Origin of the sequence: Mycobacterium sp. E2497, from assembly GCF_001668695.1 — a bacterium.
Classification (GTDB): Bacteria; Actinomycetota; Actinomycetes; order Mycobacteriales; family Mycobacteriaceae; genus Mycobacterium.
This window is the reverse complement of record NZ_LZKD01000227.1, coordinates 27,990-52,261: the sequence shown is the minus strand read 5'-3', so window position 1 is coordinate 52,261 and position 24,272 is coordinate 27,990. Positions and strand designations below refer to the sequence as shown.

Genomic DNA, 24,272 nt, shown 5'->3' with positions numbered 1-24,272 from the left:
CTGCCACACCGGCGCGAACCACAGAAGAACCCCGTCATCAGCCGAGCCATGTGCCATCATTCGGGCGTGTCCCTTCGTGCCCGCGCCGTGGCCGCGTGGCACATTCTGGGACCCGGGTTCGTCACCGGATCGTCCGACGACGACCCGTCGGGCATCCAGACCTACAGCCAAACCGGCGCCCAGTTCGGTTATACCCAGCTGTGGGTGGCCGCCTGGACCTACCCGTTCATGGGTGCGATCCAAGAGATCTGCGGACGAATCGGCATGGTCACCGGCAGCGGCCTGGCGGCGGTGCTGCGCGAACACTATTCACGCCGCGTGCTCTACGTGGCCGTGTCGCTGCTGTTGATCGCCAACACCGTCAATGTCGGGGCCGACCTCGGCGCAATGGCGGCCACCGGCCAGCTGCTGATCCACGCCCCGATGTTGGCGTGGTTGGCGGTGATCGTCGCGATTTCGCTCGTCCTGCAGATCACGGTGCCCTACCCGGCATACGCGCGGTTCCTGAAGTACGTGTGCCTGAGCCTGTTGGCCTACGTCGTGGCAGCGTTCGTCGTCCAGCATCCGTGGTGGCCGACGGTGGCGGTCAGCGCGTTCACCCCGCACATCGAATGGTCGCGCGACTACGCGCTGAACATCGTGGCGGTGCTCGGAACCACCATCACGCCCTACTGCTTTTTCTGGGAGGCCGACCAGGAGGCCGAGGAGGACTTCGCCCGCGGCCGGATGCAGTTCTACGGCAAGGGCGTGCCGGTCGTGCTCCAAAGCGACATCCGCGACATGCGCGCCGACACCGCCGTCGGGATGGGCTTCTCCAACATCGTGCAGTTCTTCATCATCTTGACGTGCGCGTCCGTGCTGCACCCGGCAGGCGTGGTAGCCGTCGACACCCCCGACCAGGCGGCGCTGGCGCTGCGGCCGCTGGCCGGCGACCTGACCTATCTGCTGTTCGCGATCGGGATCATCGGCGTCGGCTTCCTGGCCGTGCCGACGCTGAGCGGCTCCGCCTCCTACGCGCTCTCGGAGGCGCTGGGCTGGAAAGCCGGGCTGGGCTACACATTCCGCGAGGCGCGCGCCTTCTACGTGGTGATCGCCCTGGCGACGCTCTTCGGTGTCGGACTGAATTTCATCGGGATTCCCCCGTTCCGGATGCTCTACTACGCCGCCGCGGTCAACGGCGTGCTCGCCCCGCCCTTGATGGCGATGATCACGCTGGTCGGCAACAACCGGGCGATCATGGGCCGGCACACCAACAACCGGTTTGCCAACGTCATGGGATGGGCCATCGTCGCGATCATGGGCGTGTGCGCCCTGGCCCTGATCGCGTCGCTGATCGTCGGCCGGTGAACAGTGAGGAGCCGACGAGTCCGATGAGTGGGCGCGGACGGTATCGAACCGCCGACCGCTGGTGTGTAAAACCAGAGCTCTACCACTGAGCTACGCGCCCGTGCCCCGGGGAGGCTACACGCCCCAAGCCCGAGCACCCAAAACTCAGTCCCGCAAAGCCGCCAGCGCGTCGGTCCACAGCCCCTGGTTGCGGGATTCGCCGGGCTGTTTGCACTCGGCGAACCGGATGATGCCGGTGCGGTCGATCACGAAGGTGCCGCGGTTGGGGTACCCGGCCTCGTCGTTGAACACGCCATAGGCCTGGCTGACCTCGCCGTGGGCAGGACGTTTTCATTCGAGGTCAACCGCACCAGCACCGCGCCCGCCGCGACGTTGTTCCGGCTCGTGACCGACGGCGCCAACTGGTCGAAGTGGGCCAAGCCCATCGTCGTGCAGTCGAGCTGGGCGCGGCAGGGCGATCCCGCGCCCGGCGGGATCGGGGCCATCCGCAAGGTGGGACTGTGGCCGGTACTGGTGCAGGAGGAGACCGTCGAGTACGAGCAGGATCGCCGGCATGCCTACAAGCTCATCGGCCCCCCGACCCCGGCCAAGGACTATTCGGGTGAGGTGGTGTTCACGCCGAACCCGGCCGGTGGAACCGACATCCGCTGGACCGGTTCGTTCACCGAGGGTGTGCGCGGGACGGGTCCGGTGGTGCGTGCCGCCATGGCCGGTGCGGTCCGATACTTCGCCAGCCAGCTGGTGAAAGCGGCCGAACGTGAATCTGGCAGCGCGCGATAAGGGCAGCGGCGAATTGCTTTGTGTGCGTGGCTTGCTCGCGCTCGTTGCGTATTTGAGCGCGTAACGATCAGCAGCCCGCTGCGAACTGCTTTCTCGCGGCGCTTCTCACTCAAGCGTGAGGTCGCCAACCTCTCACCAGCTGCAAACCAGACCTCCCGGGGACTGGGTGCAGGTGCACCCCGACGTGGTTAACGCACTGCAGGTGATCATCAGGGCAACGATGATTCTGGTGACTTGCGACATGACTCAACTCCGTCATCCTCGTGCTGAACTTAATGCCCGAGGGCATTAACGTTCCGCTCGTCGGAGTCGGATCGTCAGGGTCTTTCGACCTCAAATTCCGCCGTACCCCGTGGCCGGCCGGCGTGCAGCCACCGCATCGATCCCACCGCCGGGGCGGGGTGGCCGTTGGTTTCCACAGCCGGTGCGGGCGCGGCACACGATGGCGCCGGTTAACGTCTCGCTTGGGCGATTGTCTTTCGCACCGGTCGACGGGCGTTACCCACGGATGGTCACGTCGTACGCTTTTCGCTTTCATACTTCTGCGTCATGTGCGCGACGGCGTCCAGCTGCGATTGCGCCAGGCTGTCGCGGGCCTGTCCGGCTCGCGCGGCGGCATCCAGCGTCGGTTGCGCCTGGCCCTGAAAATGCGGCATGACTTCGGCGGCGAACAACTCGGCCGATCGTCGCGTGGCGGCCGGGTTGGCCCACTCGTGGCCCATCTGCAGCATGCAGCCGAACCCGCCGGATTGATCCCACAGGCGCTGCACCTGCTCGCGCGCCCGCTCGGGCGTACCGATGACGCCCGCCCCGTTGTCGTTGATGACGTCGATCATCTCGTCGAGCTGCTCGCCCGGCATCGTCATCTGCGGGAAGGCGGCCACTTTCTGGAAGTAGCGGAACCATGGCTCGATGCCGAACTTGACCTCTTCCCGGGCCTGCTTCTCGGTCTCGGCGAGGTGGAACAGGCCGACCAGGCTCCAGTTCTTGCGGTCGACCTGGGTGCCGAAGGCCGCCGCGCGCTCCTCGACGATGCCCCAGTGATAGGAGAGCGCGTTGAAACCCTCGACGGTCAGCGTCGCCCCGATGGACAGCAGGCCGATGCCGTGCTTGCCCGCCAGCCGTGCACCGGTTGGCGACGCGACCGCGGCGACCGACAGCGGGATTCCGCCGTCCGAGTACGGGGCGAGTTGCAGCTGGGCGTCGAACAACTGGTGCGTGGCCGTCTTGGCGCTGACCGTCTCCCCCGCCAGCAGCCGGACGACGATGTCGAGGTTCGTTTCGAGCAGCTCGCGGGTGTCCGTGGGGGTGAGGCCGATCATCGACGAGTCGCTGGGCAGTGAACCCGGACCCACGCCGCCGATGATCCGGCCATGGGTGAGGTGATCCAGCAGCATCAGCCGATCGGCGGCCCAGAGCGGGTTGTGGTACGAGAGCGAAATGACCCCGGTGCCAAAGCGAATCCGCTTGGCGCGTTCGGCCGCGGCGGCGATGAAGATCTCCGGCGAGCTGATGATCTCGCTGCCCGCCGAGTGGTGTTCGCCCAACCAGACTTCGTCGAAGCCGAGTGCGTCGAGGTGCTCGATGAACTCGAGGTCACGCTGCAAGGCGAGCGTCGGGTTGGTGCCCGCTCGATGGAACGGGGCGATGAAGTATCCAAACCTGAGCTTCGCCATTGAAGTCCCCTTGCATCCGAGTTGGGCAGAACCATAACCCGAATGCGGTGCCCGGCCTAGGGCGTTGGCGGCGCGACGTTCGGCGAAGTCGGGAGTTTTCAGCCGGCGGGGCCGGGTGATCCCAGCCCCGCCGACTAGGGAGCAAGCCTTGGTCTCGGCGCAGTACGGCCGGTTCAGCCGACGGACGGAGTCGCAAACCCCACCCGCACCGGCGTGCAAGTGGGTCCACTTCTCCTTACCCCGGGTTGCGCGGCGGCAAACGGGATTCGACGCCGTGACTTCCCCCCGAAAACGCCGGTGGCCCATCACGCGGATGGGCCACCGGAACCGCGGCGGGCCTAGCAGTCGAGGCCGGACACGCAGCTGGCCAGGGTGGCCACGTGGGTGCCGCCGGTCGTCGCCGCCGCCGTGCTGGACGGCGTGTGCGCCGCCGGTGCCGACGCGCCGCCCGCCGGGTCAACGCCGACCCCGCCGAATCCCACCGCCAGGGCGATCGCGGACATCCCGCCGAACACTGCAACCGCCGTCTTGATCTGCGCCTTCATCAACCGCTCCTTCCCGGTGCAGCGCGTCGTGCGTGGCGCGCTTCCATGAAGGCAATAATACACGTGTGCAACTGTTGCTACAAGACACATTGTGCGTAGGGCGTCGAGTGAATACCGCAGCAAGGCACGCCCGGTGACGGCCCTTGATGTAGGGCCGGGGCGGTGCTGGGTGCGGGTGGTGGCGCGAGCGGAAAGCCCTTGCGGCTGAAGGAGTTGGGGCCGATGGCCCATCTCGGGCTAATGGACCATCGGCGAGCCAAATCGTATCCGCTGACAACTGTTGTCATGCGGGAATTTACAAACGTGGCAATAAGAAATTTTCTTATTCGTAAATTGGATAACCACCCCGGGCGCCGTGCTGGGCCCGAAACCCGGATCGTGTTGCCGTCCAACGCCTTCGGCAGCGGCGAGCACGGATCCGCCGGCTAATCCTCCTTGGTGATGAGCTTTCGCAGGGCGACGCGGTCGGGCTTCAGCAACTCCTCGATGCGCGGCCGGTTCACCTCCGCAACGATGATCTCGCCGACCTCCTGGTTCACCTCGCTGAAGATGCCGTGGGACTTCATCTTCGAGGTCTGGTACAGGTTGTCCTCCGTCGGAGTCACGTAGTACACCGCGTCGGCCTTGAAGCGGTGCACGAGCCACAGGTGGATCAGCGTCATCAGCCGCTTCTGGCGCAACTTCTCCGCGAAGGTGTTCTGATCGCGGACGGTCAGGATGCTGCGGCCGTGCCGATCCTTGATGGGGTCGAAGACGACGTTGGCGAGCTGCTCGTCCCCATTGCCATAAATGCCCAGCACCAACACGTCCGAGCCGGCGCGCCGGGGCCGCAACTGCACCCGCAGCTTCTCGCCCAGGTGGTAGTGCTCGCTCCACAGCGTCAGCCATTCCTCGAGCAGCTTCTTGGGCACCTCGGTCTGCACCAGATGCTGATGCTGGGTCGAGCCCTTGCCCATCGCTTTCGTGGTCGCCGTCCGCCCGGAGGACGCCTGCAGCGCCGCATCGCTGCGCGGGCCGCCGACCAGCGTCTGCGGCGTGCGGTACGGCGACTCGACCAGGCGCATCTTGCGCTGCAGCCGGGCCAGCGCCAGCATGCCGTCCTGCTTGAGGGAGGTGGCGAACTCCTCGGCCGCCACGCCGTCGATCTGGTGGCCACCGTAGGTGATGAAGTTGAAGACGAAGCCCATCTTGCCGAGCTCCTCGGGGAAGCGCTTCATCTCCTCGTCGCTCATGCCGGTGGTGTCCCAGTTGAACGACGGCGAGAGGTTGTAGGCCAGCATCTGGTCGGGGAACTTGGCGTGGATCGCCTCGGCGAACTGCCGGGCGTCGGCCAGGTCGGCGGTCTTGGTCTCCATCCACAGGATGTCGGCGAACGGAGCGGCCGCCAGCGACTTGGCGATCGCATACGGGATTCCGCCGCGAATCTGGTAGTAGCCCTCCGGCGTCTTCGCCAGCTCGCAGTCCCACGGCGGGTCCGCCCCAAGCTCCTTCGCCTTCTCCCGGGCCGCGTACAGCGACGCGGACTCGGAGAACTGGCGCCACTGCTCGGGGCTCATGCCGACGGGCTCGTCCTCCCTCTCGCCGAATGCGAGCACCTCGGCAACGGCCTCGCCGTAGGTCATCAGCCCGGCGTCGTCCTCCCAGGCGGCCACGAACCGCGACTCGACCTGGTCGAACAGGTCGTCGATCGAGTCGTGGCCGTCCTCCCGCCGCGCATTCACCGCGTCGGAGATCAGGCCCTGGATGCCCTGGCGCTCGAGCCAGGCCGTGGCGGCGGCGTACTCGGAATCGGCCAGCGCGTAGAGGAGGTGGCCGTTGAGCTCCTTGACGCCCAGCTCATAGAACCGCCGGACCATCGCCAGGAAACACGCCTTGTACGAAGGGATGTTGAGGTTGGTGGCGCCGAGCAGGAACGGCTGGTCGCGCTCGTCGGCACGGCTGTCGATCAGGTTGGCCGCCTCGGCGTCGGTGCGCGCGACGATGATCCCCGGCACGCGCATGATGTCCAGCTGGAAGCGAGCCGCGTTGAGCCGCTTGATCTGTTCGTCGGACGGCACCAGCACCTTGCCGCCCTGATGACCACACTTCTTGGTGCCCGGCCGCTGGTCCTCGATGTGGTAGCCCGCCACACCGACCTCGACGAAACGGCGGATCAGGTTGCGCACGTGCGGATCACCGCCGTGGCCGGTGTCCGCGTCGGCGATGATGAACGGGCGATAGTCGTACGCGGGTGTGGTGGCTCGCTGCTGCTCACTCATGTTCAGGCGCAGGTACTGCTGATTGCGGTCGGCGGTGAGCAGGGCGCGCACCAGCACCGCGGCGTCGTCGGGCACCTGGCTCAGGGGGTAGCTGGCGAGGTCGGGGCCGGGGTCTTCGGTGGTGGAACCCTTGGCCGAGGTCGCCCAGCCGCCGAGGTAGATGCCCTCGATGCCCATCCGCTTCATGGCCACCGCCTGGCCGGGCGAGTAGGGGCCGAAGGTCGTGATGCTCTTCTTGGCGGCGAACAGTTCGCGCAGCCGGTCGTAGAAGGCCGCCGCCGCGTTGCGCGCCACCGGATAGTCGGTGGGGATGGTGCCGCGTTGCTCGACTACCTGGCGGGCGTTGTAGAGGCGGGTGATGCCGGCGAAGCGCGGGCCGTCCATGTACCGCTGGGTGGCGGCGATGTCGTCTGCGAACGATGTCCGGACCTCGGTGTCCGAGTCAATGATGGCCATGGCCGTGAGCTCCTCTTCGGCGAGATTCCCCTGAAAACGAGAGTCTATCCCCGGAACAGGCCGTTCAATCAGGGGTCAAAAGACCCGAGCCAAAACTGTTGTCGTGCCGTATTCCGACAGCCATCGAGCGCCTCCCCCGGCCGGGGAGTGGCCGCCGATCGGGGCGGGTCGCGCACCGGGGCGACCGCTCGAGGTCGCAACGTCTTGCAGCGCAGTCTCTTTCGTCATTTCGGCCCGCCGGCCGCGCGTCGGCTGAGCCAGTCGCGCTGGCGACGCACGAACTCCGCGTCGACGACATGTCCGTGGCCCGGGACGTAGCGGGCTTCCGATCCGCCGAGTGCAAGCACCCGATCGAGGGATGCCGGCCACGCGGCGAGGTCGGAGTCCGCGTCGATGGCCGGATCTCCGGACTCTTCGATCAGATCACCGGTGAAGACGACGATCGGGTGGTCCGGGTTCGTCCCGGGCACCACCACCACCAGATCGGACGTGGTGTGGCCGCGGCCGGGGTACGCAACCTCGACGGTGCGGTCGCCGAGGTCGATGACCGCGTTGTACAGCCCCCGGTCGGGGCGACGCAGGGCCGCAATCGCGCGGTCGATCGCGCGGGGTTCGGCGCCGTGGCGCAGCGCGTCGTCGCGGAGCGCGCCCGTCGCCGAGGACAGCGCGCCGACGACTCCGGGCGCGCAGTAGAGCTCCGCCCCGGCGAACACCGACGAGCCCAGGACATGGTCGAAATGCTTGTGTGTCAACACAATATGAGTGACTGGGCGTCCAGCGAGCCGCCGTACGTCGGCGTCGATCGCCGCCGCCTCGGTGAGGGTGGAGCCGGTATCGACGAGGAGCACCCCGGTGCTCCCCCACGCCAGCCCGACCGTGACATCGCAGAACGGCAGCCGGGTGCGGTGCACTCCCTCGCTCAGCCGTTCCCAGGTCAACTGCACGGCTTCCGACGGTAGCGCCGGATCGGTGGCACGACTATGGCACACGACTATCGCGGGAAAGTGGGTTTCTGGCGTCGTTGCTCTGGCTATGTTGCACCCATGGCTGTCACCGAATCCCGAGAAGTCGTCATCGAGGCCACCCCCGATCAGGTCATGGACGTCTTGTTCGACCTGGAGTCGTTGCCCGACTGGTCCTCGGTGCATCAAACCGTCGACATCCTCGAGCGCGACGACGAGGGTCATCCGCTCAGGTCCCGGCAAGTGGTCAAACTGGTGGGCTTCACCGAGGAGCAGGTGTTGTCCTACGTGGTTCACGACGACGGTGTCAGCTGGACGCTGGACAGCGCCAAACAGCAGCGCGCGCAGGAGGGCCGGTACACGCTGACCCCCGACGGGGATTCCACCCGCGTCCGTTTCGACCTCACCGTCGACCTACTGATGCCGGTTCCGGGGTTCCTGCTCAAGCGGGGCACCAAAAGCCTGATGGACACCGCCACCAAGGGCCTGCGCAAGCGGGTCCTGGAGGTGAAGAAGGCCGGAAGCTAGCACCTTTTCTACGGCGCCCAGGTCGGCGACACTTTCCCTATGAAAACCATGACGGCAGGCAGCCCTCGGCGGATCGCATTCGCCATGGCGGCGCTGGCGCCGGTGCTGGGCATGGCCGGCTGCGGCGGGCACGGCGACACCCGGATGACGGCGCCGTCGACGCCGAAGGTGACGACCCTCGGGCGCAGCGTCCCGGCCGCGCCCGCCGGCGGACCGTTGAGCATCGCCAGCCCGGCGTTCGCCGACGGCGCGGCGATCCCCGTGCAGTACACCTGCAAGGGCGCCAACATGGCGCCGCCATTGACATGGTCGGCCCCGCTGGGCGCGGCGCTCGTGGTCGACGACCCCGACGCCGTCAACGGGCTGTACGTGCACTGGGTCGTCACCGGAATCGCTCCGGGCAGCGGCAGCACCGCCGACGGTCAGACGCCCGCCGGGGCGACCACCCTGCCGAACACCTCCGGACAGCGCGCCTACCAAGGTCCGTGTCCGCCCGCGGGAACCGGCACCCACCACTACCGGTTCACGCTCTACCAGCTTCCCAACGACTACCGGTTGCCCGACGGCCTGGCCGGCGTCCAGGCGGAGAACACGATCGCCGGCGCCGCGACCGCGCAGGCGCAGCTCACCGGAACCTTCGGCGGCTGACCGCGCTTCAGGCCATGTCGTCGAGCGCTTGAAAGCCGGCGTTGTAGCCGGGCGTGAAGGTGATGCCCGGCCCGCCGTGGCATCCCGCACCGCCGAGGTAGAGGCCGTCGATCGGGATCGGCAAGTCGAGGAATCCCTTGGGGCCCGGCCTGTTCGGGCCCATCAAGTCCGGATGCAGCAGGCCGTGGCAGAAGTCACCGGCGGGCGCGCCGAACATCGTGTTCATGTGGTAGGGGGCGAACGTGATGTGGCGGATCACGATGTCCCTGAAGTTGGGCGCCAGCCTGGTGATCTTGTCGATAACACGCTGTGCCATCTCGTTTTTGAGTCGCCCATGGTCCTGTCGGTCGACTTCGACCGGGAACGCGTACGCGTAGGCGCTGGCGGCGTGCTTGCCGGGCGGCGCCATGCCCGGATCATGCACCGACGGTATCTGCATTCCCATCGACGGGTTGTCCGGCACGATGCCCCGCCGGCAGTTCTCCCAGTGCAGCTGCTGCTCCTCCGGAGCGCCGAAGATTCCGACCGACTGCTGCATGCCCTCTTCGTTCAAGAACTCGTAGGGGGCGGCGAATTCGGGCAGTCCGTCAAGGGCGAAGTGGATCTGCACGAAGGAGGCCCGGTGGTCACGGCCGGACAGCCGCGAGATCAGCTCCGCCGGAACATGCTCGCGCGCAACGAGGTCGGTGAGCGTGACGTCCGGCGCGAGGTTGGATACCACGATCGGCGCGGTGATCGTCGACCCGTCGCGCAACCGCACCCCCGTCACCGCGCCGCGCTCGACGAGGATCTGCTCCACCTTGGTGCGGAAGCGGATCTCACCACCGTGGGAGACGAAGAGCTCCCGCAGGTGTTCGGTGAGGGCGCCGATGCCGCCCTTGAGTTTGGTCATCATCGCCGTGGAGTCGTCCGGCACCGCCAGGGCGAAGGCCAGGCAGGTGGCGCTTCCCGGTGTGTAGGGGCCGCGGTAGGTGGAGTTGATCGCGAGGAACGCGAGCATTCCCCGCATGACCGCGTGCTTGTCCTTGTCCGGCAGGTATCGGTCGATGACGTCCATCGCCGACCCGAACAGCATCTCGTGGATGGCCCGCCGTTCGGCGTCGTTGGCCGCGCACGCGTACATCTCGTCGAGGGTCTTCGGTGGTGTGCGAACGTCGAAGCGCCCCAGCGCCTTGGCGGGACCCTGGCTCCACCCGATCAGTTCGGCCATGCCGGTGACGGCCTCGACGCCGTGCTTCTCGCTCAGGTGAGTCATCAGCTGCATCGGGTCGCGGTAGAAGACCATCGGTTCCTCACCGCGGTCGCCGATGTTGGTCGACATCACGTCCGGCTCCACCCTGGGCAACGTGTCCAGCCCGAGGTCCTTGGTGACCTGGCTCGCCGTCGGGAACTGCACGGAACCGGCGATCTCGTAACGGAAGCCGTCGATCAGCTCGACGGTCGCCGCCATGCCGCCCGCGTAGGTGTTGGCTTCCAGGCACAGCGTCCGCAGGCCCGCGCGCTGCAACACCGTCGCCGCGGTCAAGCCGTTGTGGCCCGCTCCCACGACGATCGCGTCATAGTCCGCCATGGCTTCCTCCCAGGGGTCGGCGCGTGACAAGAATATGTCAGTACTGACATAATTGGAAGATGTCAGTCCTGACGCGCTCCGATCGGCTCGGATACCATCCCGGTGGGATGAGCGCGCCGACGAACCGCCACGAGCTACGCCGACGATCGACGCACGAGGCACTGCGCCACGCGGCATTGAACAGCTTTGCGCGCAAGGGATTCGCCAACGTCACCGTGACCGAGCTGGCCCGCGAGGCCGGCGTCACCGAACGGACGTTCTTCCGCCACTTCCCCACCAAGGAGGCGGTGCTCTTCCAGGACTATGAGACGCAGCTGGAATGGCTGGCCGAGGCGCTCGCGGGGCGGCCCGCCTCGGAGTCGCTCTTCGACGCCGTGCTCGCGAGCGTCGCGGCCTTCCCGCACGATCTCGAGGTGGTTCGCCAGGCCGCGACGGCCCGCGCGGAGTTGATCAGCGCCGAGCGGATCGAGAGCCATCTGCGTGTCGTGCAAGCGTCGTTCGCGCAGGTGCTGACCGCCTTCGTCAAGCGGCGCAACCCGGACGTGGCGGATATCGACCTGCTCGCCGAGGTCGCCGGCTCGGCCCTGGCGGCGGCTCTCGTTGTGGCGGTGGAGAATTGGGGCCGCAACGGATGCACCGGCGATCTCGGCGAACTGGTGGCGTCCAGCCTGGCGCTGCTGCGCTCGGGTTTTGCGCTGCTCGCCTGATCCCGTTGAGTGTGCGCCCACGGTGGCGACACGCCGAGCAACGGCGCCGTGTGCGCACACTCGAAGCCGTCAGCGCACACTCAAACGTTCCGCGCGCTCTCGACGGCGGCCTCGACGAAGCGGCGCAGCACGGCGTTGCGGGCGCGCGGCAGAAACGCCAGCGAGACCGGGCTCTGGGGTGCACCCCGCAGCGCGACGAATCGGACGCCGGGGTGGATGTTGCGGCGAACGGCGACGTCGGGGATCACGCCGATGCCGCGGTCCGCGGCGACGGATTCCAGCCATTCGTCGAAGTTGGCTGTCTCCACAATGGCTTTCGGCCCTTCGTCCGCCGGCCACGACCACGGCCCGGTGGTCCCGCTGGTGGTGTTGACGACCAGCGGCCACTGCGGCACCTCAGCCCAGTCCAACTCGCTTCTGCCGGCCAACGGCGAGTGGACCGAACACACGGCCACCCGGGTCTCGTCGAACAGGTGCATGACCCGGACGGCCGTTGACGTCACCTGCCCGCGGACAACGGCGACGTCGACCCGGCCCTGTTGCACGGCGCTGAGCGCATCGTCGGTACGGACCAGCCGTACCGTCGTCCCGGTGGCCCGCTCGAAACGGGCCACGGTGTCCTGCGCCCACGGGTCGGGTAGCAACCAGCTGAAGCCGAGGCCGATGCTCGCCTGCCGGCGTACGGCGCCGAAGGCACGCTCCAGCTCCGCGAGGAGCCGCTCGACGTGGTCGAGGAACGCCCGCCCGGCCTGAGTGGTCTCGACGTGCCGCGACGTGCGGTCCACCAGCGTGACGCCGAGTGCGTCTTCCAGCTGGCGGATGGTACGGCTGAGCGCCGGTTGGGTGATGCGGAGTTCGTCGGCGGCCCGGGTGAACGAACTGAGCCGCGCGACCGCCTCGAAGGCGCGCAGGTGGCGCAACTCGACCCTGCCGCTCTCCGTGACGCCCATGCCTGACAAGCATAGATCGATGACAGCGGGCATTTCACAGGCGCTCGCTGCGAACCTACCGTCATTGCCAGAACATCAATCGGAGGAGACGAAATGCCGCTGCTGTACATCGACCTCATCGAGGGCCGCACGCCGTCGGAGGTCCGGGCGCTGCTCGACGCCGTTCACGACGCCGTCGTCGAAGCGTTCGGCGTGCCCCCGCGGGACCGCTACCAGGTGGTGCGGACCCATCCGGCCCACGAAATCGTCGCTTTGGATACCGGGCTCGGCATCACCCGCTCGGCGCAGCAGGTGATCGTGCAGGTGGTGAGTCGGCGGCGCACGCGGGCGATGAAGGAGAAGTTCTACGAGCTGCTGGCCGGCAACCTGGCGGAGCGGTGCGGGCTCGACGGGTCCGACCTGATCGTCTCGGTCACCGAAAACGGCGACGAGGATTGGTCTTTCGGCCACGGCCGGGCGCAGTTTCTCACCGGGGAGCTGCGATGAGCCTCGACACACGAGTCACCAGGCTCTTCGGCATCGAACACCCCGTCGTGCTCGCCCCGATGGCGATGATCTCCGGGGGGCGGCTGGCGGCCGCGGTGACGGCGGCCGGCGGCCTGGGCCTCATCGGCGGCGGCTACGGCGACACGCAATGGCTGCGGCGCGAATTCGCCCGAGCCGAGGGGGCAAATGTCGGATGCGGGTTCATCACCTGGAGCCTGACCCGCCAGCCCGGGCTGCTCGACGAGGCCCTGGAGCGGCGGCCCGCCGCGATCATGCTGTCCTTCGGTGAGCTGCAGCCGTTCGCCGATCGCGTTCGCGCCGCGGGCGTCCCGCTGATCGCGCAGGCGCAGACGCTCGACCACGCGCGCCGGGCCCTGGATGCCGGCGCGGACGTCGTCGTGGCTCAGGGCGGCGAGGCGGGCGGGCACGGCATGACCCTTCGGTCCACCTTCACGCTGGTGCCCGACGTCGTCGACCTGGTCGTCGAACGCGCACCGGGCACGCCGGTGCTGGCCGCGGGCGGGGTCAGCGACGGGCGCGGCCTGGCCGCCGCGCTGGCGCTCGGCGCCGACGGCGCGCTCGTGGGCACCAGGTTCTGGGCGTCGCCGGAGGCGTTGGTGTCGCCGAGGGCGCACGAGCGGGCGCTGACGGCAAGCGGTGACGACACCTTTCGCACGCGCGCCTATGACCTTGTGCGGCGGCTGGATTGGCCGGAAGACTACAACGCGCGGGCGCTGGGCAACGCCTTCCTCGACAGGTGGCACGGCAACGAGGACCGGTTGGCGGCGTCGCTGCCCGACGCGGTGGCCGAGTACGAAAATGCCGTTGCGGCAGAGGACTTCGACACCGCGGCCATACTCGTGGGCGAGGGGGTGGGGCTTATTCGCCACGTCCGGCCCGCCGCCGACATCCTGGCCGACATGGTCGAGCAGGCCGCCCGGATCCTCAACCGAACGGCCTCAGTACAGCGGTGACCAGTCCGACGTCCGCAGCAGCCGGCTCTGCCACTGGTCGCGGTACTGCAGGGCGTCGAACATGTAGCTGCCGGGCCCCCGGTGCTCCGGCGGGATCTCCTTGGTCAGCAGGTGGACGAGCGCCGCGTAGTTGTTGGAGTCGTCGATCTTCTGCCACAGCATGGCCTCCCGGCGCCGGTGGCTCCCATGTGCCACCTGGAAACACGCCTGGATGTCGAGGATGCGCATCCTGGCCGGCGCCTGGGACAGCGGCCGATAGTAGATTTCGTCCCACGACCGGATGTAGTCGTCGAGCGGCGCGGACGGCCAACCGGTGTCTTCCATGAACATCGTCAGCGGGTGCGTCTGGCCCGTCGTGGGCACGCCGGCCAGATCGACCGACTGCAACGGTGACCAGTTGACCGGCAGCAGCAGCTTGCCCGTCACTTCGTGGCGAAGGTTGTCCAGTTTGCGCATCCATGGGCGCAGGTCTCCGCTTCGAGTCCGGCGCGCGAGCCTTTCCCAGGCCGCGCCGTCGGCGATGCCGGTGATGGTGACCACGTTGTAGGACGGCCCAGACCCGTGGGCGTGGTTGGTGTACCAGAGCAGCCGCGCTTCATCGCCGGCGGCGAGCGTGGGCATCCAGCCCTCGCGGTAGGCCGCCTCGAATTCGTCCTGCCGTGCGCCGACCACCTGGTGGGTCTCGTGGAGGAACAGCATCGACACTCCTTGGTTTCAGCCCTGAATGGCGATCAGCGTGGCGAGCTGGCGGCGGCTGACCTTGCCGGTCGAGCTATAGGGGATGTCGTCGACGAGCGCCAGCCGCTCGGGCAGCTTGAAGTAGGCGAGCGACTCGCGGCAGTGCGATCGCAGATCTTCCAGAGTCACTGGGGCGCAAGCCACCACCGCAGCTCCCACCCGCTGGCCGAGCTCGTCGTCGGCGATTCCGGCGACCGCGACGTCACGTACCGCCGGGTGGGAACGCAGCGCTTCCTCGACTTCGGTCGGCCCGAACTTCTCGCCCCCGCGATTGATGGTGTCGCTGAGCCGTCCGCACGGGAAGAGGTAGCCGTCGGCGTCCTGGCGGGCCAGGTCACCGGTGCGCAGCCAGCCGTCGGTGACGTTCTGGGTGGTGTTCACCCACAACTCGCCCACCGTCCCGGGCTTCACGTCCTCTCCCGTTTCGGGGTCCACCAGGCGCACGTCGACCCCGGGCAGCGGCCGGCCGACGGATCCCGCCCGTGCGGGATCGCGGTGATCGGCGGGCATCAGCGTCGTGTAGGCGCCGAGGGTCTCGGTCTGCCCGAACACGTTGGCAAAAGCCACATGCGGCAGGGCGGCCATCGCCCGGCGCACCAAAGCGACGGGTGCGGCGGCGGCGCCGTAGGCGATGGCGACCAACGACGACAGGTCGGCGTCGGCGAAGTGCGGATGGTCGAGGATGCGTCGCAGCATCGTCGGAACGAGGAATGTGGTGGTCACCCGATGTTGGGACACCAGGCGCAGCCACTCGCCGGCGTCAAAGCGCGGCTGTACCACCGAGGTGTTGCCCGAGTAGAGGCTGCCGAGCGTGCCCAGCGCGCCCCCGACGTGAAAGAACGGAACGCACATCATCCCCACCGAGGGTTTGGCGTCGGCCCGAAACGGCGCCGCCATCCCCTTGATCCGCCGTGTCAGCTGCCGGCCGGTGATGCCGACGGCCTTCGGCAGTCCCGTAGTCCCGCTGGTGAACAGGATCAGGGCATCGCGGTCGACGATCTCATCAGGCGCCGCGGCATCGGTGCCCTCCAGCAGCAGCTCGGCACCCAATACCGTTGGCGCACCGGCCTCTCGGAGCCGGCCGATGTACGGCTGCCCCGCGACGGCCACTTCGGCGCAGCCCGCATTCGTCAAAAGCCCACGGAGTTCAGGCGGGGTCAGCGCCGGGTTCATCAGCGCGGCCGCGGCGCCGATGCGGGCCGCCCCCAGCACGGCCGCGATCGAGAGCACGCTTCCGCCATCGACGACCGCAATGCGCTGGCCGGCCACCACGCCGCGGTCGGCCAGGCCGGCGGCGCACCGGCGCACGGTGTCCGCCAGCTCGCCGTAACCGATCGAGCGCCCGTCGATGATGAGCGCAACGCGAGCGGGATCGTTCGTCGCGGCGGCTTCGAGGATCGTTCCGATATTCATGGGGTCCAGGCTCAGTGCAGGGGTGACCACGCGGAGGTGCGCAGCAGCCGACTGGCCCACTGGTCCCGCAGTTCGAGGGCGTCGTGCATCCAGGTCCCCGGGGCGCGAAATTCGTGGGGGATCCGGGTGCGGAGCAGCGCGAGCAGTTGCTCGGGCTGCTCAATGCGTTGCATCAGGATGACCTCGCGGTGCAGGTGACTGCCCAGGGCGGGCTGAAAAGCCGCCTGGATCAACAGCATTGACGACGGCCGCTCCAGGCTCTGGGCGTACACGTCGCCGCTGCGCTCGATGTATTCGTCGAACCTGTCCGGGAAGGGCCACATGGTGTCTTCCATGTAGAGGCTCAATTCGTGCTCCCGCCCGTCGACCGGCACCTCCTCCAGCCGCATCTCTTGCAACGGCGACCACGGCAGTGGCGCGAGCAGCTTGGCGTCGACGTCGTAGCGCAGTTCGTCCAGCTCGCGCATCCACGCCTGCAGATCGCCCCTTTGCACCCGCAGCGCCAGGCGCTCCCACGCCGCGCCGTCCCGGACCGCGGTGACGGTCACGACGGTGTAGGACGGGCCGCTGCCCTGGGCGTGGTCGGCGTACCAGAGCAGCCGCGCATCGTCACCGGCGGCGAGCATGGGCATCCAGCCCTGCCGGAACGCGGCCTCGAAGTCGTCCTCGCAGCGCCCGCGTACCTTGTGCACCTCGTGCATGAACAGCACGTCGAGACGGTAACTCCGAACGTATTGTCGGGTCTACGGGTGCGCATCGCGCCCTGGACAGCCGAGTTGCGAACTGGTTTGCTCGACTCAGTAACTACCTCACCGCAGGAGTCGCCGATGGCCCGCCTCAACGTGCCGGACGGCCCGGGCGGCGAAGCCGCCATGATCTGGACGCTGCGGCCGCAACTCGGTGACATGGTGGAGCGGATGATCCGCGGCGCATACCAACAGAGCGTGCTGCCGGCCGACGAGCGCGAGCTGGCCAGGATGCGCATCGCGCAGATCAACGACTGCGTCGCCTGCGCCGGTTTCCGGGCCCAATCGGTGGTGGACGCCGGTGTCGCGCCGGAGCTCTACGACAACGTCGCCGCGTACGCCAGCTACCCCGGCTATACGCCGCGGCAGCGACTCGCCATCGAGTACGCCGAGCGGTTCGCGACGGACCATGCGTCGCTGGACGATGCCTTCTTCGGGCGGCTGCGAGAGTCGTTCTCCGACCCTGAGATCCTCGATCTCACCCTCTGTGTCGCGGTCTTCCTGGGCCTGGGGCGCTCGTTGACCGTGCTGGGCGTCGATCAGTCCTGCGCAATCGATCTCTAGTGAGGAACACGGGATGGACCTGGCCACCGTCGACGAACTGCTGACGACGACGCGGTCGGTGCGCAGGCGTCTCGACTTGGACCGGCAGGTGGGCCGCGAGGTGATCCTCGAGTGCATCCGGCTGGCGATGCAGGCGCCGACCGCGAGCAACGCGCAGGACTGGCGGTGGCTGGTGATCACCGATGCCGACAAGCGTGCCGCCATCGCCGAGATCTACCGCAGCGTCGGCGCCGACTATCTGGCGCACGCGGCCAAGGAGACCTCCGACCCGCAGACCCGGCGGGTGTACGCGGGCGCCCTGGCGCTGACCGAGACGCTGGGCAAGGTCCCCGTGCATGTCATCCCGTGCCTGGACAGTCGCATCGACAACTCCAACCTGTTGACCGCCGCGTCGGCATGGGCGTCGATCATCCCGGCCGGCTGGAGCTTCCTGCTCGCCCTGCGATCCCGCGGGCTGGGATCGGTGTGGACGACGATGCATCTGGCCAAGGAGCGGGAGGTGGCGGAGTTGCTCGGCATCCCGGACACCGTTACGCAGGCCGCGCTGTTCCCGGTGGCCTACACCATCGGCACCGACTTCCGGCCGGCCGCGCGGCCGCCCGCCGAGACCGTCACATTCTGGGATAGCTGGGGAGACGGCTGATGCAGTCCTACACCGTGCGGTTCCACGTCGACGCGCCACCGGCGAAGGTGTGGCGGGTGCTGCATCCGCCCGCCCCGCCCGACGCGCCGCGGCCGCGAGTCCTCGAATGGCCCGGCGGCAGCATGGAGATCCTCAACGAGGGCAACGAGGCCGGCGAGGGCCTGGTCCGCACCTGCGTCTACGAGGTGCCCAAGTACCTGCTGTCGGGCGGCCGGGCACGGTCGTGGGAGACCGTCACGGAAGCCGAGAAGAACAAGCTGTCGCGCTACGTCGCCGTCGGCGCGCCGCTGTGGTCCCGCGCCGAGGGCTATCACCGGCTCGAGGAACAGCCGGACGGGACCACCCTGCTGACCTTCCACGAGACTTATCGCGCCTACAACCCGGTGCTGCGCTTCCTTCTCGAACGCCCGGTGCACGCGAAGATCTCTCGCGACAACCTCAAGACGTATGAGCATGCGCTCGGCTACGCCGGTCGGGTGCGCCGGCTCGCGTAAGGTCCGCCGCCGGCTGCGACCAGGGGTTATGCGTCCCGACGCGGCGGCCGGCGGTTGGCGCCTCACGTGATTTAGGCTGCTCGTCCCGGTACGCTGGCGTGCTATGGGGTTTGAGGCTGGTGTTCCTACCGCGACGCGGTTGGCCGTCGCGGGACTTGTGATCGCGGGTTGGACGGCGTCGGCGGGGACCGCGGGGGCCGACCCGGACCAGACGCCTGCACCGTCGCCGTCGCCTGCGGCGTCGCAGGGCCCCCCGCCGGGACCCCCGCCGTCGTCCGCCTCACCGGCGCCGTCACCGGGCGCTTCACCGGCGGCCTCGCCGGCACCCGGACCCAAGACGAGCATCGACAAGGACGGTATCTACAACGTCGGGACCGACATCGTCCCCGGGATCTACAGCTCGGGTGGACCCGTCAACAACGGCACCTGTTACTGGAAGCGGACGGGCAACCCCGACGGCAACATCATCGACAACAGCATGAGCAAGAAGCCGCAGGTGGTGCAGATCGACCCGACGGACAAGGCATTCAAGACCTCGGGTTGCCAGCCGTGGCAGCTGACGCCGGACGCCACCCCGCCGCCCACCACGCCCCCCGCCGGTGTGCAGGGCACCCTCGGCCTGCTCAACGGGTTGCTCGGCGGCCAGGCCGGGCAGCAGCCGTCGCCGCCGCCCCCGCACAACTGACAAGTCCCGACGCGACCCGGCCGCACCTCCCGCGGTAGGGCTACTTTCGCTACGGTGGCGCCGTGGCCAGTGCGCAACAGATCGTCGTCGTCGGTGCCGGTGTCAGCGGGCTGACATCGGCGGTGTGCCTGGCCGAGGCCGGTTGGCCGGTGCGGGTCTGGACCGCCGCCCTGCCACAGCACACCACATCGAAGGTGGCGGGCGCGGTATGGCTGCCACCGCGGCCCGCCGAACGGGCCAGCGACACACTGGACTGGACCGAACACTCCCTGGGGGTCTTTCGCGAACTCGCCACCGATGCGGGCTCGGGCGTCCAACTGGCGCCGGCGCTGGCCGCCGGCGAGCTGACCGCGACCGAGGCGATGGCATCCGCCGCGGGATTGATCCCCCACCTGCGCCCGGCCGACCCAACGGACCTGCCGGACGGCTTCGGCAATGGCTTCCGGGCCACGCTGCCGATGATCGACATGTCGCACTATCTCGACTACCTGACGCGCCGGCTGGCCGCGGCCGGCGGTGAAATCGAGGAGCATCCGGTGCGGTCACTGGCCGAGGTCGCCGACGCCGCGCCGATCGTGGTTAACTGCACCGGTCTCGCCGCCGGACGCCTGGCCGGAGACGACACCGTTCGCCCCCTGTTCGGCCAGCACGTCGTGCTCACCAATCCCGGTCTGCGGCAACTGTTTTTGGAGATCAACGGCGGCCCGGAATGGACCTGCTATTTCCCCCATCCCCAGCGCGTCGTGTGTGGCGGGATCAGCATCCCCGACCGCTGGGACACCACCGCGGACCCCGAAGTGACCGAGCGAATCCTGCACCGCTGCCGCCGGATTGAGCCGCGCCTCGCCGAAGCGGAGGTGGTGGAGACCATCACCGGGCTGCGTCCCGACCGCCCGTCGGTGCGGGTGGCGGTCGAGCCGCTGGGGCGGGCGCTATGCATCCACAACTACGGCCACGGCGGCAACGGCGTGACCCTGTCGTGGGGTTGCGCACGCGACGTGGTCCGGCTGGCCGGTCAGTCGGAGGCACGATGAGCATCGACTACGCGCTGGACGCCCACATCGTGACCATCACCATCAACCGTCCCGAAACCCGCAACTCGCTCGACATGCAGCACTTCCGCGACCTGGCCCACGCCTGGGCGGCATTCCGCGACGACACCAGCGCCTGGGTGGCCGTGATCACCGGTGTGGGGCAAGACTTTTGCACCGGCGCCGACCTCAAAAAGTTCATCCCGGAGCTCACCGGCGACCTGCCGCAACCGGAAGGATGGAACAAGGACGACGCCATCCACGCCGTCCTGCACCGCTTCCCCGTCTACAAACCGGTCATCGCCGCGGTCAACGGCACCTGCGTCGCCGGCGGCTTCGAGATGCTGAGCTCCACCGACATTCGGGTCGCCGTGCCGGCCGCGCGATTCGCGGTGATGGAGCCCAAGCGCGGCCTGTTCGCCGGGGGTGGGAGCACCGTGCGACTGCCGCGTCAGATGCCCTACCCGCTGGCGATGGAGCTATTGCTGACCGCCGACATGGTGGACGCGGACCGGGCGCTGGCGATGGGGCTGATCAACCGCGTGGTCCCGCCGGAGCGGCTGATGGACACCGCGTACGACTACGCCGAGCGCATCGCGGCGAACGCCCCGCTCGCGGTGTTCGCGACGAAGCAGTCCGCCGTCGAGGGTTTGGCGCTCGATCTCGAGTCGGCGTACGACAACGAAACCCGGCACAGCGACCGCATTTTCGAGACCGAGGACGCCAAGGAGGGGCCGCGCGCCTTCGCCGAGAAGCGACCGCCGCGCTGGCAGGGCCGCTAGCGGCGGCTGACGTCGCGAATGATCAGCGACAGCAGCCAGCTCACGATCGACAAGACGACCGCGGCCCAGATCGCCGTCCACCAGAAACGGTCGATCTGCAAACCCCAATGCGTGGTGTGCTCGGTGATCCACGCGGTGATCCACAACATCAGCGCGTTGACGACGACGTGGAACAGGCCGAGGGTCAGGACGTACAGCGGGATCGACAAGAGCTGGACGATCGGCTTGATGAACGCGTTGACCAGACCGAAGATGACGGCGACGACGAAGATGATGCCGACCCGCTGAAGCTTGGTGTCACCGCCGACGAACGTGATCCCGTGGACGAACTTCGTGACCAGCCACAGCGCGAAACCGGTCAGTGCGGCGCGAAGCAGAAAAGGGCCCATGGTCCAAGATCCTGCCACCGGCCGTCGGCGAAGGGCAGCCCATTCGTGTCGACATTCGTCGCTAGGCGTCGCCGCGCTGGCCTTCCGCTGCCAGGTACTTCACCATCTGGCACAGGTTGACAACAGCCGCGCTCAACTTCTGGATGGTCGCGTCCCGATCTGCCACACACGCCTGCCAATCGGGAAACTCCTGCGGGGCTTTCTGGTTGTCCGCGTTGACATGGATCTTCTGCTCGATTTGGTCGCACAGGTCCGCGAGGGTCAGCTGTCCCGGCGCGCTGAAATCGGAGAACCACTTGTCGGTCATGTCAGATCATCGCCTCCAAAAAACCCCGGTGCTAGGAGGCTATCGGGTCGCCGCCCAGCAGGATCGTGCGGGCTGAAACCCCGGGCGGTGAGCCGCGAGAGCCTAGTTCAGGTTGTAGAAGCGCTGCGCGTTGAGTCCGCCGATCTTTTCCCGGGCCTCCTCGCTGATATCGGCGCGGGTGCGCAAATGCTTGGTGCTCTCCGGCCATTCGCCGTCCCAGTGCGGGTAGTCGCTGGCGAACATGATGAAGTCGGCGCCGAGCACGTCGATCACCCCGGGCAGGATCGGCTCCTCCGGCTCGCACGTCACCCAGATGTTCCCGGCGGCCAGGTACTCGTGCGGATCGCGGCGCCAGCCGTCCTCGACCCAGTCGCCGCGCTTCTCGTAGTGCTCGTGCAGGCGATCCATGAAGAACGGGACCCAACCCGCGCCAGCCTCGAGGAAGGCGACCCGCAACCGCGGGTGGCGCTCGAAGACGCCGCCGGATACCAGCGCGGTCATTGCGGTCATCTGGTCGAACGGGAAACTGATGCAGTGCACCTGTATGTAGTTGGTGAAGCGGTCCACGCCGATCTTCGGGAGGTGGATGCCCGGCGCGCCGTGAATCCCCACCGGCATCTCCAGGTCGACCGCGGCGGCGTAGAAGGGATCGAGGTCGGGGTGGTCGAGGTTGCGGTTCTTGAGCGCCGGCGGAACCAAAGTCGCCACCAGCCCAAGATCTTTCGCTTCGGTCATCACGTCGATGGCCGCTTGGCCGTGCTCGATCGGGGTCACCGCGACGCCGCGTAGCCGCCCGCCCGACGGGGCGCAGTAGTCCGCGATCCACTCGTTGTAGAGCCGGGCGAATCCCGCCGCGAACTCCGGATCCTCCAGCGTGGGCGCGCACAGGCCCAGACTCGGATACAACACCATGGTGTCGATGTGGTCGCGATCGGCGTCGCCGAGCACGCCTTCGGTCGAGCGGCAGTTGATGTCCGGCGCCTTGCTGATCCCGTGCTGGGGCGGACACCCGGCACCCGGGCCCTGATCCTCCGGGTAGCTGCGCCCCTCGAACATCAACCTGCTGCCGTCGGCCGCGGGCTTGACGTATTGCGGCCAGCGTCTGATCGCTTCGGTCGCCAGTGAAGGGTTCTCGGCAACATGTCCGTCGGCGTCGATGATCCGCATGTATTCGCAACTTACTCTCGCGGATTGCATGTCGAAACGGCTCGCTTTACGGTGCCCGGTACGCCACGATGCTGACGTGACCACTCAAAGCCCTCGGCAGAAGTTGACCGCGGATCAGCGGAACTCCTTCATCGCGGCCCTATTGGGCTGGACGATGGACGCCTTCGACTACTTCATCGTCGTGCTCGTCTACGCCGACATCGCGAAGACGTTTCACCACAGCAAGGCGGAGGTCGCGTTCGTCACCACCGCCACCCTGATCATGCGTCCCGTCGGCGCGCTGCTGTTCGGGCTGTGGGCCGACCGTGTTGGTCGGCGGCTGCCGTTGATGGTGGACGTGATGTTCTACTCGGTGGTGGGCTTCCTGTGCGCGTTCGCCCCCAACTTCACCGTGCTGGTGATCCTGCGGCTGCTCTACGGCATCGGCATGGGCGGCGAGTGGGGGTTGGGCGCCGCGCTGGCCATGGAGAAGGTTCCCGTCGAGCGGCGCGGCTTTTTCTCCGGCCTGTTGCAGGAGGGCTATGCGTTCGGCTATCTGCTGGCGAGCGTCGCATCGCTGGTCGTGATGAATTGGCTCGGCCTGTCGTGGCGGTGGTTGTTCGCGCTGAGCATCATTCCGGCGCTGGTCAGCCTGATCATCCGGTACCGGGTGGAGGAATCCGAGGTCTGGGAGGCCGCGCAGGACCAGATGAAGCTCACCAGCACCAAGATCCGCGACGTGCTGCGCGACGCCAAGATCATCCGCCGGTTCTTCTACCTCGTGCTGCTGATGACCGCCTTCAACTGGATGAGTCACGGCACCCAGGACGTCTACCCGACATTTTTGACGGCCACCGCCAACCACGGCGCCGGCCTGTCCAGCGCGACGGTCAAGTGGATCGTGATCGTCTACAACGTCGGCGCCATCATCGGCGGGCTGTTCTTCGGCACGCTGTCGCAACGGTTCAGCCGCCGCCACACCATCATCTTCTGCGCGCTGTTGGCGCTACCGATCGTGCCGTTGTTCGCCTACTCACGCACCGCGGCCATGTTGTGTCTCGGCGCGTTCTTGATGCAGTTGTTCGTGCAGGGCGCCTGGGGTGTCATCCCGGCCCACCTGACCGAGATGTCGCCGGACGCCATCCGCGGGCTCTACCCCGGCGTGACCTACCAACTGGGCAACCTACTGGCGGCGTTCAACCTGCCGATTCAGGAGCGCCTGGCCGAGTCGCACGGCTATCCCTTCGCGCTGGCGGCGACGATCGTTCCGGTGCTGATCGCCGTCGCGTTGCTGACGCTGATCGGCAAGGACGCCACGGGAATTCGTTTCGGCACCGCGCAAACCGCCTTCCTGGCAGCCGATCCGAGGTGAGTCAGTCACGCCGAGATGGCCGCCACGGCTGTGATCGGGGCGTCGCCCACGACCATGGCGGCAACCTCGACGACA

General features: G+C 67.8%; 26 protein-coding genes, 1 tRNA gene and 1 pseudogene. 14 read left to right on the top strand and 14 right to left on the bottom strand.

Going from position 1 to position 24,272, the window contains the following annotated elements; all coding sequences use genetic code 11:
* Positions 1 to 66 precede the first annotated feature (66 nt).
* A complete protein-coding gene (locus tag A5713_RS20875) occupies positions 67 to 1,347 on the top strand; it encodes an NRAMP family divalent metal transporter (RefSeq protein ID WP_197516428.1) in 1,281 nt (426 codons plus the stop codon).
* Positions 1,348 to 1,375: 28 nt separating this feature from the next.
* On the opposite strand, the gene A5713_RS20870 is transcribed toward A5713_RS20875, so the two are convergent.
* Both A5713_RS20870 and A5713_RS20865 read right to left on the bottom strand, forming a co-directional pair.
* Positions 1,376 to 1,447, bottom strand: a tRNA-Val gene (locus tag A5713_RS20870).
* A 44-nt stretch (positions 1,448 to 1,491) separates the two neighbouring features.
* A pseudogene (locus tag A5713_RS20865) lies at positions 1,492 to 1,665 on the bottom strand (redoxin domain-containing protein); the annotation flags it as partial.
* Between A5713_RS20865 and A5713_RS20860 the strand changes: the two are divergent.
* Positions 1,663 to 2,127: an SRPBCC family protein gene (locus tag A5713_RS20860; RefSeq protein WP_068098226.1), complete on the top strand. Its 465-nt coding sequence runs from the start codon at positions 1,663 to 1,665 to the stop codon at positions 2,125 to 2,127. The pseudogene A5713_RS20865 and the gene A5713_RS20860 overlap by 3 nt on opposite strands.
* Before the next feature lie 512 nt (positions 2,128 to 2,639).
* On the opposite strand, the gene A5713_RS20855 is transcribed toward A5713_RS20860, so the two are convergent.
* From A5713_RS20855 to A5713_RS20840, 4 genes are all read right to left on the bottom strand, one after another.
* Positions 2,640 to 3,803: an LLM class flavin-dependent oxidoreductase gene (locus A5713_RS20855; protein WP_068098225.1), complete on the bottom strand. Its 1,164-nt coding sequence runs from the start codon at positions 3,801 to 3,803 to the stop codon at positions 2,640 to 2,642.
* A gap of 338 nt (positions 3,804 to 4,141) precedes the next feature.
* Positions 4,142 to 4,348: a hypothetical protein gene (locus A5713_RS20850; protein WP_067926608.1), complete on the bottom strand. Its 207-nt coding sequence runs from the start codon at positions 4,346 to 4,348 to the stop codon at positions 4,142 to 4,144.
* Positions 4,349 to 4,773: 425 nt separating this feature from the next.
* Positions 4,774 to 7,062 carry an isocitrate lyase ICL2 gene (gene aceA / locus A5713_RS20845; RefSeq protein WP_068098224.1) on the bottom strand — a complete coding sequence of 763 codons (2,289 nt, stop codon included), beginning with the start codon at positions 7,060 to 7,062 and terminating at the stop codon, positions 4,774 to 4,776.
* Positions 7,063 to 7,286: 224 nt separating this feature from the next.
* Positions 7,287 to 8,006: an MBL fold metallo-hydrolase gene (locus tag A5713_RS20840; RefSeq protein WP_068098223.1), complete on the bottom strand. Its 720-nt coding sequence runs from the start codon at positions 8,004 to 8,006 to the stop codon at positions 7,287 to 7,289.
* Between the two features lie 99 nt (positions 8,007 to 8,105).
* On the opposite strand from A5713_RS20840, the gene A5713_RS20835 reads away from it, so the two are divergent.
* A complete protein-coding gene (locus A5713_RS20835) occupies positions 8,106 to 8,552 on the top strand; it encodes an SRPBCC family protein (RefSeq protein ID WP_067926600.1) in 447 nt (148 codons plus the stop codon).
* A gap of 39 nt (positions 8,553 to 8,591) precedes the next feature.
* On the top strand, positions 8,592 to 9,200 hold the full coding sequence (locus tag A5713_RS20830; RefSeq protein ID WP_068098222.1) for a YbhB/YbcL family Raf kinase inhibitor-like protein: 609 nt from the start codon (positions 8,592 to 8,594) through the stop codon (positions 9,198 to 9,200).
* Between the two features lie 7 nt (positions 9,201 to 9,207).
* Here the strand turns inward: A5713_RS20830 and A5713_RS20825 are convergent, their stop codons facing one another.
* A complete protein-coding gene (locus tag A5713_RS20825; RefSeq protein ID WP_068098221.1) occupies positions 9,208 to 10,770 on the bottom strand; it encodes an NAD(P)/FAD-dependent oxidoreductase in 1,563 nt (520 codons plus the stop codon).
* Between the two features lie 107 nt (positions 10,771 to 10,877).
* Between A5713_RS20825 and A5713_RS20820 the strand changes: the two genes are divergently transcribed.
* Positions 10,878 to 11,477 carry a TetR/AcrR family transcriptional regulator gene (locus A5713_RS20820; RefSeq protein ID WP_067926593.1) on the top strand — a complete coding sequence of 200 codons (600 nt, stop codon included), beginning with the start codon at positions 10,878 to 10,880 and terminating at the stop codon, positions 11,475 to 11,477.
* Between the two features lie 80 nt (positions 11,478 to 11,557).
* Here the strand turns inward: A5713_RS20820 and A5713_RS20815 are convergent, their stop codons facing one another.
* Complete coding sequence (locus tag A5713_RS20815) at positions 11,558 to 12,427, bottom strand: LysR family transcriptional regulator (protein ID WP_068098220.1); 870 nt, start codon at positions 12,425 to 12,427, stop codon at positions 11,558 to 11,560.
* Between the two features lie 93 nt (positions 12,428 to 12,520).
* Between A5713_RS20815 and A5713_RS20810 the strand changes: the two genes are divergently transcribed.
* Together A5713_RS20810 and A5713_RS20805 are read left to right on the top strand one after the other, a co-directional pair.
* Positions 12,521 to 12,913, top strand: a complete 393-nt coding sequence (locus tag A5713_RS20810) for a tautomerase family protein (protein WP_068098219.1) — start codon at positions 12,521 to 12,523, stop codon at positions 12,911 to 12,913.
* Complete coding sequence (locus A5713_RS20805; protein ID WP_068098218.1) at positions 12,910 to 13,887, top strand: nitronate monooxygenase family protein; 978 nt, start codon at positions 12,910 to 12,912, stop codon at positions 13,885 to 13,887. The genes A5713_RS20810 and A5713_RS20805 overlap by 4 nt, the downstream gene beginning before the upstream one ends.
* On the opposite strand, the gene A5713_RS20800 is transcribed toward A5713_RS20805, so the two are convergent.
* Genes A5713_RS20800 through A5713_RS20790 form a run of 3 tightly spaced genes read right to left on the bottom strand, consistent with a single transcriptional unit; the run spans position 13,873 to position 16,739 of the window.
* On the bottom strand, positions 13,873 to 14,586 hold the full coding sequence (locus A5713_RS20800; RefSeq protein ID WP_068098251.1) for a hypothetical protein: 714 nt from the start codon (positions 14,584 to 14,586) through the stop codon (positions 13,873 to 13,875). The genes A5713_RS20805 and A5713_RS20800 overlap by 15 nt on opposite strands.
* 15 nt (positions 14,587 to 14,601) lie before the next feature.
* A complete protein-coding gene (locus tag A5713_RS20795) occupies positions 14,602 to 16,038 on the bottom strand; it encodes a class I adenylate-forming enzyme family protein (protein ID WP_068098250.1) in 1,437 nt (478 codons plus the stop codon).
* Between the two features lie 11 nt (positions 16,039 to 16,049).
* On the bottom strand, positions 16,050 to 16,739 hold the full coding sequence (locus A5713_RS20790) for a hypothetical protein (RefSeq protein WP_231980572.1): 690 nt from the start codon (positions 16,737 to 16,739) through the stop codon (positions 16,050 to 16,052).
* Between the two features lie 126 nt (positions 16,740 to 16,865).
* On the opposite strand from A5713_RS20790, the gene A5713_RS20785 reads away from it, so the two are divergent.
* The 6 genes from A5713_RS20785 to A5713_RS20760 all read left to right on the top strand — a co-directional run bounded on the left by A5713_RS20785 (position 16,866) and on the right by A5713_RS20760 (position 20,983).
* Complete coding sequence (locus A5713_RS20785) at positions 16,866 to 17,348, top strand: carboxymuconolactone decarboxylase family protein (protein WP_068098216.1); 483 nt, start codon at positions 16,866 to 16,868, stop codon at positions 17,346 to 17,348.
* 13 nt (positions 17,349 to 17,361) lie between these two features.
* Positions 17,362 to 17,991, top strand: a complete 630-nt coding sequence (locus tag A5713_RS20780; RefSeq protein ID WP_068098215.1) for a nitroreductase family protein — start codon at positions 17,362 to 17,364, stop codon at positions 17,989 to 17,991.
* Positions 17,991 to 18,485 carry an SRPBCC family protein gene (locus A5713_RS20775; RefSeq protein WP_068098214.1) on the top strand — a complete coding sequence of 165 codons (495 nt, stop codon included), beginning with the start codon at positions 17,991 to 17,993 and terminating at the stop codon, positions 18,483 to 18,485. The genes A5713_RS20780 and A5713_RS20775 overlap by 1 nt, the downstream gene beginning before the upstream one ends.
* Before the next feature lie 103 nt (positions 18,486 to 18,588).
* Positions 18,589 to 19,170 carry a hypothetical protein gene (locus A5713_RS28825; RefSeq protein WP_068098213.1) on the top strand — a complete coding sequence of 194 codons (582 nt, stop codon included), beginning with the start codon at positions 18,589 to 18,591 and terminating at the stop codon, positions 19,168 to 19,170.
* 62 nt (positions 19,171 to 19,232) lie between these two features.
* A complete protein-coding gene (locus tag A5713_RS20765; RefSeq protein WP_068098212.1) occupies positions 19,233 to 20,204 on the top strand; it encodes an FAD-dependent oxidoreductase in 972 nt (323 codons plus the stop codon).
* On the top strand, positions 20,201 to 20,983 hold the full coding sequence (locus A5713_RS20760) for an enoyl-CoA hydratase/isomerase family protein (RefSeq protein WP_067924053.1): 783 nt from the start codon (positions 20,201 to 20,203) through the stop codon (positions 20,981 to 20,983). Before A5713_RS20765 ends, A5713_RS20760 begins: the two co-directional genes overlap by 4 nt.
* Here A5713_RS20760 and A5713_RS20755 read toward each other — a convergent pair.
* The 3 genes from A5713_RS20755 to A5713_RS20745 all read right to left on the bottom strand — a co-directional run bounded on the left by A5713_RS20755 (position 20,980) and on the right by A5713_RS20745 (position 22,846).
* Positions 20,980 to 21,372: a phage holin family protein gene (locus A5713_RS20755; protein WP_067924056.1), complete on the bottom strand. Its 393-nt coding sequence runs from the start codon at positions 21,370 to 21,372 to the stop codon at positions 20,980 to 20,982. The two genes, A5713_RS20760 and A5713_RS20755, sit on opposite strands and share 4 nt — an antisense overlap.
* A 61-nt stretch (positions 21,373 to 21,433) precedes the next feature.
* Entirely contained in the window at positions 21,434 to 21,679 is a 246-nt protein-coding gene (locus A5713_RS20750) for a hypothetical protein (RefSeq protein WP_067924059.1), read from the bottom strand.
* A gap of 102 nt (positions 21,680 to 21,781) precedes the next feature.
* On the bottom strand, positions 21,782 to 22,846 hold the full coding sequence (locus A5713_RS20745; protein ID WP_068098211.1) for an amidohydrolase family protein: 1,065 nt from the start codon (positions 22,844 to 22,846) through the stop codon (positions 21,782 to 21,784).
* Here A5713_RS20745 and A5713_RS20740 point away from each other — a divergent pair.
* Complete coding sequence (locus A5713_RS20740; RefSeq protein WP_369804506.1) at positions 22,845 to 24,197, top strand: sialate:H+ symport family MFS transporter; 1,353 nt, start codon at positions 22,845 to 22,847, stop codon at positions 24,195 to 24,197. The two genes, A5713_RS20745 and A5713_RS20740, sit on opposite strands and share 2 nt — an antisense overlap.
* The last annotated feature ends 75 nt before the right edge of the window (positions 24,198 to 24,272 follow it).